This window comes from Paenibacillus sp. FSL R7-0198 (assembly GCF_038000415.1).
GTDB lineage: Bacteria > Bacillota > Bacilli > Paenibacillales > Paenibacillaceae > Paenibacillus.
Map to the genome: position 1 here is coordinate 1,411,946 of NZ_JBBOCB010000001.1, position 14,405 is coordinate 1,426,350.

18 protein-coding genes are annotated in these 14,405 nt (G+C 45.4%); 2 read left to right on the top strand and 16 right to left on the bottom strand.

Annotation, left to right across the window (positions count from 1 at the left end; all coding sequences use genetic code 11):
- Positions 1 to 114 precede the first annotated feature (114 nt).
- From MKY87_RS05985 to MKY87_RS06035, 11 genes are all read right to left on the bottom strand, one after another.
- A complete protein-coding gene (locus MKY87_RS05985; protein WP_340963351.1) occupies positions 115 to 408 on the bottom strand; it encodes a DUF6809 family protein in 294 nt (97 codons plus the stop codon).
- 145 nt (positions 409 to 553) lie between these two features.
- The gene (locus tag MKY87_RS05990; RefSeq protein WP_340963354.1) at positions 554 to 733 is read right to left on the bottom strand and encodes a ribbon-helix-helix protein, CopG family; all 180 of its coding nucleotides are present in this window, start codon (positions 731 to 733) and stop codon (positions 554 to 556) included.
- Positions 734 to 1,033: 300 nt separating this feature from the next.
- Entirely contained in the window at positions 1,034 to 2,119 is a 1,086-nt protein-coding gene (locus tag MKY87_RS05995; RefSeq protein WP_340963355.1) for a DUF3626 domain-containing protein, read from the bottom strand.
- A gap of 85 nt (positions 2,120 to 2,204) precedes the next feature.
- Complete coding sequence (locus MKY87_RS06000) at positions 2,205 to 2,606, bottom strand: DUF5071 domain-containing protein (RefSeq protein ID WP_340963358.1); 402 nt, start codon at positions 2,604 to 2,606, stop codon at positions 2,205 to 2,207.
- A gap of 49 nt (positions 2,607 to 2,655) precedes the next feature.
- The gene (locus MKY87_RS06005) at positions 2,656 to 2,784 is read right to left on the bottom strand and encodes a hypothetical protein (RefSeq protein WP_340963360.1); all 129 of its coding nucleotides are present in this window, start codon (positions 2,782 to 2,784) and stop codon (positions 2,656 to 2,658) included.
- Positions 2,781 to 3,224, bottom strand: coding sequence for a DUF3221 domain-containing protein (locus MKY87_RS06010; RefSeq protein ID WP_340963362.1), 444 nt, complete (start codon positions 3,222 to 3,224; stop codon positions 2,781 to 2,783). The genes MKY87_RS06005 and MKY87_RS06010 overlap by 4 nt, the downstream gene beginning before the upstream one ends.
- A gap of 125 nt (positions 3,225 to 3,349) precedes the next feature.
- Complete coding sequence (locus tag MKY87_RS06015) at positions 3,350 to 3,679, bottom strand: hypothetical protein (protein ID WP_340963365.1); 330 nt, start codon at positions 3,677 to 3,679, stop codon at positions 3,350 to 3,352.
- 238 nt (positions 3,680 to 3,917) lie between these two features.
- Positions 3,918 to 5,633, bottom strand: coding sequence for an ABC transporter ATP-binding protein (locus MKY87_RS06020; protein WP_091028558.1), 1,716 nt, complete (start codon positions 5,631 to 5,633; stop codon positions 3,918 to 3,920).
- A 44-nt stretch (positions 5,634 to 5,677) separates the two neighbouring features.
- A complete protein-coding gene (locus MKY87_RS06025) occupies positions 5,678 to 6,709 on the bottom strand; it encodes a FecCD family ABC transporter permease (RefSeq protein WP_237174416.1) in 1,032 nt (343 codons plus the stop codon).
- 2 nt (positions 6,710 to 6,711) lie between these two features.
- A complete protein-coding gene (locus MKY87_RS06030; protein WP_036614761.1) occupies positions 6,712 to 7,767 on the bottom strand; it encodes a FecCD family ABC transporter permease in 1,056 nt (351 codons plus the stop codon).
- Positions 7,768 to 8,039: 272 nt separating this feature from the next.
- Positions 8,040 to 8,777, bottom strand: coding sequence for a glycerophosphodiester phosphodiesterase (locus tag MKY87_RS06035; protein ID WP_340963367.1), 738 nt, complete (start codon positions 8,775 to 8,777; stop codon positions 8,040 to 8,042).
- A 231-nt stretch (positions 8,778 to 9,008) separates the two neighbouring features.
- Between MKY87_RS06035 and MKY87_RS06040 the strand changes: the two genes are divergently transcribed.
- Entirely contained in the window at positions 9,009 to 9,275 is a 267-nt protein-coding gene (locus MKY87_RS06040) for a hypothetical protein (protein WP_036614763.1), read from the top strand.
- A 217-nt stretch (positions 9,276 to 9,492) separates the two neighbouring features.
- On the opposite strand, the gene MKY87_RS06045 is transcribed toward MKY87_RS06040, so the two are convergent.
- The 5 genes from MKY87_RS06045 to MKY87_RS06065 all read right to left on the bottom strand — a co-directional run bounded on the left by MKY87_RS06045 (position 9,493) and on the right by MKY87_RS06065 (position 13,316).
- On the bottom strand, positions 9,493 to 9,621 hold the full coding sequence (locus tag MKY87_RS06045; RefSeq protein ID WP_255319930.1) for a hypothetical protein: 129 nt from the start codon (positions 9,619 to 9,621) through the stop codon (positions 9,493 to 9,495).
- 120 nt (positions 9,622 to 9,741) lie between these two features.
- The gene (locus MKY87_RS06050; protein ID WP_017687370.1) at positions 9,742 to 10,326 is read right to left on the bottom strand and encodes an LOG family protein; all 585 of its coding nucleotides are present in this window, start codon (positions 10,324 to 10,326) and stop codon (positions 9,742 to 9,744) included.
- Positions 10,327 to 10,747: 421 nt separating this feature from the next.
- Positions 10,748 to 11,167, bottom strand: coding sequence for a hypothetical protein (locus MKY87_RS06055; RefSeq protein ID WP_017687369.1), 420 nt, complete (start codon positions 11,165 to 11,167; stop codon positions 10,748 to 10,750).
- Positions 11,168 to 11,186: 19 nt separating this feature from the next.
- On the bottom strand, positions 11,187 to 11,855 hold the full coding sequence (gene ung / locus MKY87_RS06060) for a uracil-DNA glycosylase (protein ID WP_047843722.1): 669 nt from the start codon (positions 11,853 to 11,855) through the stop codon (positions 11,187 to 11,189).
- Positions 11,856 to 12,095: 240 nt separating this feature from the next.
- Positions 12,096 to 13,316 carry a MalY/PatB family protein gene (locus MKY87_RS06065; protein WP_340963369.1) on the bottom strand — a complete coding sequence of 407 codons (1,221 nt, stop codon included), beginning with the start codon at positions 13,314 to 13,316 and terminating at the stop codon, positions 12,096 to 12,098.
- A gap of 250 nt (positions 13,317 to 13,566) precedes the next feature.
- On the opposite strand from MKY87_RS06065, the gene MKY87_RS06070 reads away from it, so the two are divergent.
- Entirely contained in the window at positions 13,567 to 14,274 is a 708-nt protein-coding gene (locus tag MKY87_RS06070; RefSeq protein WP_017687366.1) for a helix-turn-helix domain-containing protein, read from the top strand.
- The last annotated feature ends 131 nt before the right edge of the window (positions 14,275 to 14,405 follow it).

Genomic DNA, 14,405 nt, shown 5'->3' on the forward strand with positions numbered 1-14,405 from the left:
TTATAATCAACTTCTGATACAATTTTATGATAAAAAATGAGTATGTTATATGCACGTCATTTCCTGAGAATTTAGCTGTAAAAGTAAATCTGATCTCTACTCACATCGTTAAACTTAGTTAAATTCCAACATCGATTCCTCACGCTGACTCATGACTTCAATTAGCATGTTGGCACCCAGACGAAAACCTTGTGCAAACGCTGCTTCCGTATGCATGCCCTCACATCTGCCACACAAGTCAAATAACTGTTCAAGCTCACGGAATTCTTCATCGCTCAATCGATTCTTCCATTGCTCTGTCAGAGCTGCAATCTGCCGCCCTAACGCTTGGTATTCAGGATGTGTCGGCATCATCATCTCATCCGGTCGAAGTCGTCCATTATATAATGCTTCTAATATCGAATTCATGTGCATCCTCCTGTATATCAATTCGCACCTCACTTGAATGAACGTTCTACACATGGTAGGATATTTATGCAGTCGCTCATTCAACAAGTGATTGCGGGATAGGAAGCAGCGGTGTTCTTCGTCGGACTTACGCTGCTTCCTTTTTTTATTTTTGGAGTTCGTCGTAAATCTTCTCAATCCCTTTGCGAACGATGTCTGATCGATTCGTATTCAGCTTCTCAGCCGAAATATCGAGCTTGTTCATAATGTCCTGATCAACACGGATTTTGATCGTTTCGCTTTTGGGATTGTCAGACAACGGACGTCCCATCTTCTTGGCGGACATTGCTTCACCTCACTTTTTGTGCCAACAATAATAGTATAGTTGTTGTTGACACAAAAAGTCAATTTAATTGTAAAACATACGTTCGTTTTTGTGACAGCAGATTCATAGATAAATTTATAGTGTGTAATCCGTTTGAATGATAAAAAACAACCTTGAACGGCTAGGCGCTCAAGGTTGTTAGAGTACTATTATTGAGTAACCATTAAGATTCAGGAGACACGCAAACAAGTACGAAGAAGAATTTGGTATTTTAGCATTTTCATCACTACGTATTCAATATATTTATCTCGAAAACCGTTTTCACTTTTCCATTGACTTTCCATATCTCACCAAGACATGCCAGAGTAATTTTAACTCTTGTAGAACTTCTTTGTAGGTTCCTCTATCACTCCAATGGCTTGGATTTTGTTTCAATTCCATAGCTGCAGAACCAATGATATTTGCATCAATCAAATCACTTTTTGCAATTCTTTTGGCTAGTGAAGGCAGCGAAGGACCTCGAAAATCCATAGGAACGTCATCAACTAATAGTGTAAAGCCCATGTGCCAGTGGAGATCAATGGAATACTTTAAACAAATCTGCTCTAAGATTCGTCCTGTTTGTGTGCCTTTAAATGATGGGTCGGCAACAAGCATCTTGACGTCTTCTTTAAGTGAAATGTCACCATGGACCTGAGCTTCGATATAATGGTCCAGATTTCGGTTTGGCTCTTGGTTTGATGGATTTTGGAATGGTTTCTCAAGATTGACGAGCATATGGTCGATTAACTTTTGAACCGTTAGATTTCTTTCACCAATGGCAAAATCACTATAGAATACATCCCTCATGAGAGCAGCCAAAACAAGGTCAAATTCCTCATACGTTCCCTTTTCCTCGGGGTCTTGGTGAGAATCCAAATATGTATACGTGCAACGTTGAGAGACCTCAGTGGATAAAAGGAAGTAACATGATCCAAAACGTGGAGCAGGTCCATCGGGATGTAACATGACATTGAGTGCCCCATACTTGGGACGTTCGCTATTGGTTGAGCCATTTATTTGGTACGCTCCGCCAAACATTTTATTCTCCCAAACGTCACGTTCACCGCCTGAAAATGCGGATACACTTCCATTCGATAAGAAAGTTTCAAACTGACTTTTATAAACCCCCTGCTCAAGTAGTGCCTCAGCCACGCTTTTCATATTCGGATCTAATCGATCTGGGTGAAAGTGTAGCGCGATACTTGCATGAGATTTTAGTTTATTGATAGCTTTTTCAAATGTCTTCAGCTCGATGTTGAACATACGAAGGATTTCCTTAATGGTTTGCTCCGCCTCATTTTTGCGGCTTCTTGCATATTTGGTTACATGCTCTTGAGCTAATTGCTGAGACCTTGATAGTTCCATGGGCAGAGGAGTCCTTTCCCTTTTTTATAGAATCATAATGGCGTTTTGCTTGTTTATCATATAGATTGTAGCCTAATATCTCCGCCTATCTCTCGTTGGTCTCCTCCTTCTTTTCCAAAAGCTCCACGATAACCCCATCCAACTCCTCAAGTACCTCATCTGGTGTAGGAGATTCCAGTATCCTTACCAAATCCGTCTGTAGCATACTTAGATGAGATATAGGTAATCGATCAATTAATCCGACCAAAATGAAATATTCCCACTGTGGATCTTGGGTTTGTAATACATCCTTGAGATGAGGAATTAAATCCTCCCCCAATCTCAATAGTAGATCCTCTACCGGTTTAGAGATAGGCCAATTCCCGTCTTGCAACCACTCCATAAGCTCTGGGATGATAACTTTTAATTCGACATCACTGAACTCACTTAACTTACGCACCGCTTCATAATCAAATTTATCGCGGGGAAGGCACTCCCTAATATCCATTTAAACTTCCTTCCTCATCTCAATGTGCAAAAATCATAAACTCCCTGTGTTACTCGACTGGCGCTACATCCTCTACTCTGATCTCAATCTCATCTTGATTCTTCGTCGTTGACATCGCATCTCTCATGCGAATCGTCCACGTTCCTGCATCCTGATAAAATTGTACATCTTCAATCACAGGAACACGTACTCCTTCTCCATCTGGGAATATAGTCCACAACGAATTGCGTCCGCCTCACTTAGATGCGCACCATCCGGTGCCACTGGACAAGATACTGCTATCTTTTCTGCTCTGGCCTGCCCAGGATAGGGCTGATTTTCCGGGCCTCCATCCGTCCAGACTTCAACATAGGAGCCGATCTGCGGATCAGGTGCATTGGAGAACCATTTTGCCGGATAATACCGATTTACTCCTCCGTTCTCACTGAAATCCTCATATGCAGGATCAACCACAAGAATGGAATTGTCTTTGCGTTCAACCACATAACCAGTGAATCCATCTTCACTTGGTGCATTCGCTTGAGTCTGCACAGAGTTGCATTCGTTTGATCCTGAACATCCCGTAAGGCATACGATTAGGGTTGAGAGCAACATAAAGATTTGACGAAGATAGGACATATGTAAATCCCCCTTTACTAACACCTCTTTCTAAGCTTAACGTTTCATATCAGGTTATTGTTACAAATACAGCTGTTAGCTCACCTTTAACATACTCATGGGCCCAGCACGACCAACCCATATATTCACTTCTTTATATTCCTTTTATACACATACCTGCCCCATACCACCAACGCCGCGCACAACAAGATCACACAATAGGCCCATACAAACAGCATGGCAAGCCCCAAACCGATGTTGGCATCCAGGCGCTCATCAAAGATCTCCGTGTACAGTGAAAAACCGAGTGGTACAGCGCCAACTATGAAAAGTCCAATGAGCCATCCACCCCAGCGTTGGAAACCAAACCCCGCACGAGTACTGGAAAGTTTGCGAATCCCTTGAATCAGAAGCCACCAAATCAGAATAAATAATAGACAGGTTATAAGAATTTTCACCATATCGTTCAACTGCATATCGTGCACCTCCTATATCTTGCAAGATGATGAACATATCTTACACGTTAAGCGTTCTCTTTACTATATTACCCGTATCCATATCCATGAACATGATCACAGGCAGATAAGAACACAGTATCCCTGACCCACACCTAATCATGAAATAGAAAAAAACGCCACCGTCCTGACTCCTTCCAAGTCAAGAACGATGGCGTTACTTCTCATATTTACATTGTTACATCTCACATCGGATACGTTACGCACCAAACTGCGCATAGTGAAGGCGGCTGTACACCCCACCTGCTGCGAGTAATTCTTCATGACGTCCCTGCTCCGTAATGCCTTGTTCGGCAACGACAATAATGCGGTCTGCATTTTTGATCGTAGCCAATCGGTGAGCGATAACCAGTGTGGTTCGGCCCTCGGACAATTCCGCAAGGGATTGCTGAATTGCCGCTTCCGTTTCTGTATCCAGAGCGGATGTGGCTTCGTCCAGGATCAGAATTGGCGGGTTTTTCAGGAACATACGGGCAATAGACAAACGCTGTTTCTGTCCACCGGACAGCTTCACACCGCGTTCACCAATTAACGTATCCAATCCTTCCGGCATCGATTGAATCAAAGGTTCCATCTGTGCACGTCTGGCGGCCATCCAGATTTCTTCTTCAGATGCATCCAGCTTGCCGTAGGCAATATTCTCGCGAATGGTTCCATCGAAGAGGAATACATCCTGTTGTACAATACCGATCTGACTACGCAAGGAGTCCAGTGTCATATCCTGTATCTCCTGCCCATCAATCGTGATGCGACCTTCCAGCACATCATAGAACCGTGGCAGCAGACTGCATAGCGTTGTTTTACCTGCCCCCGATGGACCGACAAGGGCTACCGTTTCACCTGCATGTACATTTAGATCAATACCTTTGAGCACAGGCTCCTGATCCGAATAACCAAAGGTCACTTGCTCATAACGAATATCTCCACGCAAATGGGATACCGCAACGGCACCTGGACGATCTTCCACATCCGGTTCCATATCAAGCAGCTCCGTATAACGTTTGAAGCCTGCAATCCCTTTCGGATACGTCTCAATAACCGAGTTGATCTTCTGGATCGGTGTCAGGAACACATTGGACAACATAATAAATGCAATGAACTGACCGTAGGTCATACTGCCATTAATGACAAACCATGTTCCGCATACCAGGACAAAGAGGGATACCAGCTTCATCAGCATATAACTGACAGAGGAGTTCCAGGCCATGATTTTGTATGCAATCAGTTTGGTCTGACGGAAACGACCGTTGTTCACAGCGAATTGTGCTTTTTCATGCTCTTCATTAGCAAAAGCCTGAACAACACGGATACCTGTGATATTGTTCTCAACGCGAGCATTGAAGTCCGCAATATCTCCGAACATTCGGCTGAATGCCTTGGACATTTTGCTACCAAAGTAGAGCGAGAGATAAATAATCAGCGGTACGATGATAAAGGTTAACACCGCCAGATTTCCGTTAATGCTCATCATGATGCTGAATGCACCAATCAGTGTCATCACCGCAATAAATACATCCTCTGGACCATGATGGGCAATCTCACCGATATCCATCAGGTCGTTAGTCATGCGGGACACGAGATGTCCTGTTTTTGTATTATCGAAGAAACGGAACGATAACTTCTGCACATGATTAAACAGACTTTTACGCATATCCGTCTCAATGTTAATCCCCAGCTTGTGTCCCCAATAGGTAACCACAAAGTTCAGGAATGAATTCAGGAAATAGATGCCGAGCAATGCCAGACACGCCCATAGAATCCAGTCCCAGCGGCCGCCTGGCAGCAGATCATCGACTACCCGGTTGACCGCCAGTGGAAAAGCCAGTTCCAGCAGCGCAACCAGAATCGCACAGCTGAAGTCAAGAATAAAGAGTTTTTTGTAAGGCCTGTAGTAGGCAAAGAAACGGCGAAGCATGGACTGAAGTCCTCCTTATGCAATCACACAATAATGATTACGTTCTATTTCGTCTTGCTTAAGAGATACAGGAAGTATGGCGCACCAATAATGGCAACCAGGATCCCCGCAGGAATCTCCGAAGGCTGCAGGATGACACGACCCAGCGTATCTGCAACCAGTACGAGCAATGAACCAATCAAGGCAGATGCAGGTAACAGGAATTGATGTTTTGGCCCCACCAGACGACGCGCCAAATGCGGTCCGATCAGACCAACAAAACCGATCCCCCCACTCACAGATACACATGAACCGGCAAGGCCTACCGCAGCAGCAAGCAAAATCAGTCGCTCACGCTCAACCGGAGTCCCGAGTCCGCTCGCAGTCTGGTCACCCAGATTCAGTACGTTCAGTACCCGCGCCTTGTACAGAACAAGCGGTACAAGAATGATTAGAAACGGAAGCAATGCCGTTACAAATTTCCAGTTCGAACCCCAGATGCTACCTGCCATCCAAGTAGCCACAAATTGATATTTTTCCGGACTAAGCCGTAATGTAAGCACGATCATGGCAGAACTGATTCCCGCCGCTACCCCGATCCCCGTAAGTAACATACGCGTAGGCAGGATGCCCTCTCCTTTTTTGTAAGAGAGAATGTAGATCAGAAATGCAGCAAAACCGGAACCGATCAGGGCCAAAATTGGCAAAAGAAATACTGGCGCTGCTGTCGTTGTCGGGAAAAAGGAAACAAATAACATGACGACCAGACCAGCACCTGCATTAATCCCGAGGATCCCTGGATCTGCCAGCGCATTTCGAGATACCCCCTGCAAAATACAACCAGACAATGCTAGTCCAGCTCCGACCAGCACCGAAATCACAATACGTGGCAGACGGAATTCAAACAGGATCAATTCCTGTTTCGCCGTGCCTCCACCAAACAGGGTTCGCAACACCTCAAGCGGCGAAAGCTTGGTAAAACCTGTGTTCATGCTCACCACAAAAGCCGTAATAATTAATAGGGCAAGCACAATGAGGACAATCGTACTCTTGGTTCTCTTCTTGCGCTCTGCTCCAACTATTGTTGAGGATTCCATCGTTACAGAGTCCTCCTTTCTTTACGCGCCAGATACAGGAAGAATGGTACCCCGATGAGGGCAACCAATGCGCCAATTGGCGTCTCGTACGGCGGGTTAATCATACGTGCAGCCAGATCCGCAAATACGAGCAACAGACTGCCCATCACAGCGGAACATGGAATAATCCAGCGATAATCGACCCCAACCAGCTTCCGCGTAAGATGGGGAATGATGAGTCCAACAAAACCGACCGCACCCACCACGGACACAGCGGTACCCGCGAGAATCAGTACAACAATCAGGCCTATGAGCTTGATCAGCCCAGTACGTTGCCCCAAGCCTACCGCAATATCTTCTCCGAGACTAAGCAGAGTAATGGAACGGGAGATGAGAAGACCTGCGATCAGTGCAGCGAGTACCCAGGGGAACATGACCTCAAGTTGAGACCACTTCGTTCCGGCTACACCACCGGCCGTCCAGAAAGCCAGATCTTGTCCAATTCTGAAGTACAATGCAATCCCTTCACTGAGTGCCGACAACATCGCAGATACAGCCGCACCTGCAAGCACAAGGCGTAGTGGTGTAAGACCTGATTTGGAAGCTGCACCAAAACCATACACCAACAGGACACCAAGCCCTGCCCCAAGGAAGGAATACATGATGATATACATAAATGGCAATCCAGGGAAGAAGGCAAAACAAACTGCAAGTGCAAATCCAGCTCCCGCATTTAACCCAAGCAGACCTGAATCGGCCAGCGGGTTACGAGTCATGCCCTGCATGATCGCCCCAGCTACAGCGAAGCATGCACCTACCATTGCTCCTCCAAGAATACGTGGTAACCGAATCTCCCATATGATCTGATGTGGAGTCAACTCAGGATTGAAATCAAAGATGGCCTTCCAGACTACACTAAGCTTAATATCAGCAGCACCAAATGAAATGGACAACGCCATACCCAGAGCGAGTAACAAAACTCCCCCTGTAAGAATAAGTGTGGCTGCCCACGGACGAGTATGTATCTTCGCTGTGGGTGAATCCGGATTATGTTTTTCTGGTGAAGCTTGTGAACTCATACGCGCCCACCCTCGTTATGAGTGGAGTGGCTCAAACCTATGTACATAACAATCACCTCTCTATAAATACCAAACTTTAATGATATTGATTCTCATTCCCATAGACCATTGTAAGTGAATCCACCGGCTCTGGCAATGGACAAATAGGACATGTTTATTGCATATATGAAGATTTGCACACAATTTTACACGCAAAAAGGCTGCGCAAGAGCCAAATAGCTCGAACACAGCCTTATCATTGCATATGTAGAACATGTAAAATACAGACTCGTTTAACGAGCATGTACCGTAAGTAAGGATGCCAGGACATCCGGAACATCAGTAATGATCCCTTGCACACCCATGTCAATCATGGCCTGCATCTCAGCAGGATCATTCACCGTAAATGGATAGGTAACAACGCCATGTGCCAGTGCAGCAGCAACATCTTCTTGTGTCACCGCCAGCTTGTAGGGATGAAGGCCGGTAGCCTCGAGTTTGGCGGCATAATCATAGGGACGATACAACTTTTCCATATATAGAAGTGCTGTACGAATCTCCGGGGCAAGACGTTTACATCTCACGAGCGAAGCATGATTGAAGCTGGACAGCACAACCTGTTGCTCCAGATTCCAGTCCCGGATTGCCTGTATAACCTTCTCTTCCATCCCCTTATAACTCACAATACCATTTTTCAATTCCAGATTAAGCAGGGTTCCTTTCCCCTGTACCAGCTTAAATAACTCCTCCAGAGAAGGAATACGTTCGCCGGCAAAATCAGCATGGAACCAGACCCCTGCATCCCTTGTGCGCAATTCATCGTAAGTCGTATCTTTAACCCAGCCTTCTGTGCCGCCAGTTCGGCTTAACGTCTCATCATGAATCAGTACCAGTCTGCCATCACTCGTCATCTGCACATCGGTTTCAATGCCTGTCGCTCCAAGCTCCAGACTCCGTTCAAAAGCGCTCATCGTATTCTCCGGGCATACGGCAGATGCACCACGGTGGGCAATAACCTCCATGTTCCTCATTCCAGCGCCTCCTGTGTTCAAGCTTCACTCTATGATCCTTACTATAAACACCGTTTGTTAGACCTGTATTAACAGAGCGTATAATGGGTTACCTGCTTCGCTGATACTAGCGACCGGGCCCAACATCTAACGGGCTGGGGATTCACTCATTTTTGCGAACTCAATCTGAAAATCGACATAACATAGTATGAACGATGGAAGCACTGAACTCCGTTATAAGGAGGTTGACTATTGAATCCCTCAAAGAAAAAATCGATACCTACGCGTCCTCACACATCCCAGTTACAGTCGGCTTCCAGGCTTTCCAGATCATCTGTCCATATCAAAAACAAATCCGGCAAGACGGCTAATCAGCGTTCTCTTAACTCCAGTTCACCCAACACACTGGATCAGCTGGCTATTGTTGCAGCAATACTCTCCTTAATTGCAGCCGCCATCGGGCTATATATCGCCTGGAAATCGTTAAGTAATCCGGATCAAACTGCTGTTGTGGTGTAAGCTGCTTGTTACGCAGCTAATGGCTCAGGAGGCTCTCTCCTGCTTCTGACCTTATTCAGGGGCAGGTTTTTGCTTTTTCAATTATTTACGTATGCTGGAAACGTCAAAAAACCGTTCCCCTGAAACGCCGGCATATACCGACGTCTCTTTGGAAAGGTCATTTTTTATTCGGGCGCTGCCTCTGCAGCGTGATCCCCGTCCCGGGATACTGACCGAATTACAGAATGAATGTTCGAGAGATAATAACCAACAGAATGAACAATACCAGAATTGCACCTGTTGATGTCCATGCTCCACCACCGAAGCCTCCGCAATATCCGTAACCTGTACCTTTGAGTTCGCTCATCAGTGACACTCCCCTCTTCATCGAAGTACACTATAGACTATGTCCGATAGCGCAACTTGCTTGGGCAGATCGAAAATTCTCCTGAGGAACGAGTAGGTTCAGGCCCATATTCTTATGCACTCATTTCCCGTTGAGTTGTGACCACTTCTGAGTCAGCTCTGCAGGAATATAGGATGACATTTGTTTGATCAGTTCAGCCGGATCAGCTTCCAGACTCCACAGGCTGAGATGGGAGGTGTTGGAGAATCCTTCCTGTACGCTGTGTTCTACCATCTTCATCAGCGGTCCATAATATCCGTTGACATTCAATAAGCCAACAGGCTTACGATGAATACCGATCTGTGCCCAGCACAGTACCTCGAATAGTTCTTCAAATGTACCCATGCCGCCGGGAAGTGCAATGAATCCATCGGATAATTCAGCCATCGTAGCCTTCCGTTCATGCATGGTTCCCACTTCAATCAGTTGTGTGAGCCCTCCATGAACAACCTCGCCCCGGAACAATCCGGTAGGCATAACCCCGATTACCTCTCCCCCTTGCTCAAGAGCAGCATCGGCTACTGCACCCATTAAGCCCATGCAAGAACCACCATAGACCAGTGCATAACCACTATCAGCAATCTGTTTGCCCAGTTGAACAGCCTTCTCTGTATAATCGGGGTGATTTCCCGGATTGGAGCCTGCAAAAACAGCTATACGTTTCATTGGGTTTCACTCCTTCTCATGATCTTTTTAGATTGAACTAAAGAATATTTACACTTGCCACTTCGATGACAGAACAACCTTCCGATCGCTGTTATCCCCAGATTTTTTAATTCAATTCTACAAAGGTGAAAATCTGTTGATAAAGGCGAACGCTCCACTTCTTCAGGTTATTTCTGCCCTCTACGTTCTCGTGTAAATGTTTAGTTCAATTTATCTATTTTAATAATATATAACATGAATGTTATGGGTATGTACAACAGGTTAACAGAACCAATGGACAAAAAAACCCGACCGTTTGCAGCCGGTCGGGCTCCCATTGCAATACACATCAATTTAGAAGGGGTTGTTACTACCTAATATACAGACCAAACATTAAATCCGTATGATTTTTGCATGAAATGAATATTAAATCTTCGTATATCTAACGTATGCCACGGCGTGAACGTACGACAAACATATGCTTGTCTTTACGAAGAACCCGACCATCTGCAAGTTCAACCTGATCCTCGTCATGACGCAGAATCGTCGTGGATAATGCTACAATTTTGGCCCGGCGCCAGATCATCACCTGTGACTTGAAATAGATCGCATTTTCGAACTGAATCGCCTTTTTCATCACATATCCAACCTTGTGCACTTCAGAACGTGCTTTCTTTAAGGGAAGACTCTCTTCGGGAAGAGGTCTTATCATTGCGATATTGTCAAACGACACCTTAATCCGTTTCGGTCCGATCCGTACACATTCCGCTTCTTCATCCCACTCGACCAGCGTTCCCTTTAATGGCTCCCGTATGCCTGTTGCACGATATACCGCTACTTTTCGTCCTATCCAATGTCGCAATGTTCTCACCTCCATCTGTCTAGTTTTCAGGTATCTTCCAATCGATCGGTTCAATACCTTTGGAGGTCAAGAAGTCATTGGCTTTGGAAAAGGGACGACTGCCGAGGAATCCGCGATGTGCAGCCAGCGGACTGGGATGTGTAGACTCCAGTACCAGGTGCTTGTCCCTGTTAATAAAAGCACCTTTCTTCTGGGCATGACTGCCCCATAGCATATATACCATCGGCTCCGAACGTTCATTCAGCGCACGAATGACAGCATCCGTAAACGTCTGCCAGCCCAGTGCCTGATGGGAGTTCGGCTGACCTTCACGAACCGTCAGAACAGCATTTAATAGCAGGACTCCCTGCTGTGCCCAATGAACGAGAGATCCATGATTCGGAATGGGCAGGTCCAGATCAGCCTGAAGTTCCTTATATATATTTTTCAGAGAAGGCGGTACACGTACCCCCGGTCTAACCGAAAAACTTAATCCATGAGCCTGACCCGCTCCGTGATAAGGGTCCTGACCAATAATAACAGCCTTAACCTGATGATATGGCGTCAGCTTCAGTGCAGAGAACAGGTCTTCTTTGGGCGGAAAGACCGTCTGCGTTTTGTACTCAGCGGCGAGAGTGTAACGAATCTTGTTAAAATATTCGGCTTCCGTCTCTTCCTGAAGCACCTTGTCCCAATCGTTTCCAAACATATGTATAGGCTCCTTTCCCCTGATGAATGCAGTTTCGCTCAGCCCAACTACTGGGCTCTACCTTCTGAGAGCCGCATGTCATGCAACTCATAGACTATCCACCATTTTAACATAACCGGGGACAGCAGACCAGAATTGCGCATCAGGTATAAGTCCACCTCAAAAAAAATCGTATTCTTGCTACACTCAGTATACTCATACAAAACAGTCACCTCGCTGTTGCGTGATGACTTGATGAATTTACACTTGGACGGGCACCTCTTCGACTTCTTTCACAAGCACACTGCTGATTCTCCGTAATCCTTCCTGAAGGACAGCACGGGGACAAGCCAGATTCAACCGAATACAACCCTCGCCATTCGCTACAAACATATGACCATCTTCGAGCAACACACCCGCTTGCTCAGCGAAGAATAACGGTAAACTTACATGTTGGGGAGCATATGCCGAGATATCAATCCAGGCCAGATATGTGGCTTCCGGGATGTGAAAAACAGCCCGTGGCAGATGCTGTTTCAAATACAGTTCTACGCAGTCGAAATTGGCGTCTAAATAACCTTTTAATTGTTTAAGCCACTCATCACCCGTTTCGTAAGCAGCTTGCGTGGCAGCAATGCTCAGTGGGTTTTTGAAACCATAATGGCGTGTCTGCCAGATGTCTCGAAGTGCCTTATTCGGAATGATGACATTGGAGAACATCAGACCAGCCATGTTGAATGTTTTGCTCGGAGACATGCATGTAATAATTCGATCCGTATCCGGGAACAGCTTTGCAAGTGGCGTATGTCTTTTGCCTGTCCGCAGCAGATCACAGTGAATTTCATCCGAAATAATCCATACATTATTCCTCAGACAGATCTCACCCACACGGTGTAACTCTTCCGCTGTCCAGACGCGCCCAGATGGATTATGCGGGTTACAGAAAATACATACCCTTACCTTCTCATCCTTGGCCTTGGCTTCATAATCCTCAAAATCAATCGAGTAACGCCCCTGCTCGTTGATCATATCTGAACACACCAGTTCAAGATTGTTATGCTCCGCAGCTGACTTGAAGAAACCATAAGACGGGGTCACGATCAGTACTTTCTCATCCGATTGACAGATATATTCCACCAGTTCATATAAAGCGGGGATGATCCCGTTTGAGGTCTCCAAATGCTCCTTCGGGAAGGACCAATCATAGTGTCTCTTCATCCAATTCGAGACAGCTTCATAGTATGCCGGATCAAATACCTGAGAGTAACCCATGATTCTACGTTCCAGACGTTCCTTAACTGCATCCAGAATCTCGGGAGGTGTGGCAAATTCCATATCTGCAATCCACATGCGAATGAATTCTTCATCTTTGAATGGAAAAGTCATGTCCTCTGTGGCGTTAAAAATATATTGACGGAAACCATCCGTATTCATCGCATTTGTTCCTGTGCGGTCTATAATCTCATCAAAGTTATATTTCATAGCTTCTGCTCCTCTATCTGCTTTACTTTTTCATTGTCGTTTCATTTCGTATTAACTCTATTATTCCATGACGTAGAAATTGCATCAAATGTAATACAATCTATTCTGACGAAACAAATGAAGTTTATTGTTTCTCCAAAATAGGTATTTCGATGAAAAAGTGATATATTTCTCATACAACATCATTTTTATGAATGACTTTCATCATTTTCACGTACTCTCAAGAAACATTACATAAGGAGAACCGGTTATGAACAATATCAATCAGGAAGTTGGCAAGAAAATACGAAACTTTCGGAAGTGGCGGGGACTGACCATTCAACAGCTTGCGGATCAGATCTTCAAAAGCAAGGGTACGCTGTCCAAATATGAAAGCGGAGATATTACACTCGATCTGGTGACGTTACATCATATTGCGAACGCACTCAACATTCAGGTGGAGCAACTCTTGTATCAAGAACCTAGACACGCTTCTCCGCTGATGAATGCGGTGCCGTCCAGCTTTTTCAAGAACTCCACTCGTTTCTATTCTTACTTCTATGATGGGCGTAACAACAGTCTCATTCGTTGTGTCATTGACATGATGGCCCAGTCGGATGCCAACCGTTATCGCACCGTGATGTATATGAATGTGAAGGATTTTGAGAACTACCAAGAATGCGAGAATATGTATTGGGGCCACACCGAGCATTATGATACACTCACCACGCTGATTTTGAAAAATCAGGCCACGCCACTGGAGAACCTATATATTAATATTTTGGCGTCTTTTCAGGAATCGGAGAAAAAGTGGGGACTGATGGCTGGTGTCTCCTTCAGACCTTTCATGCCTATCGCGCTCAAAATGTTATTCTCCAGAACCCCGCTGCCCGAGAATCAGGAGTTATATAATGAATTAAAAATCTCAAAAGAAGATCTGCGGACCCTGAAAATATACAACATGCTTGCTGTCACCTGAACAACGCGGCGTGTCACACATTCTCATATGGGATGGAGACAGTCCCTCCCCATTAGAAGAGGCACTTCTATAAGCTGTTGAAACCAGCTCATAAAAGTGCCTTTCGCTTTGATGCTTATTGGATCGTGGAA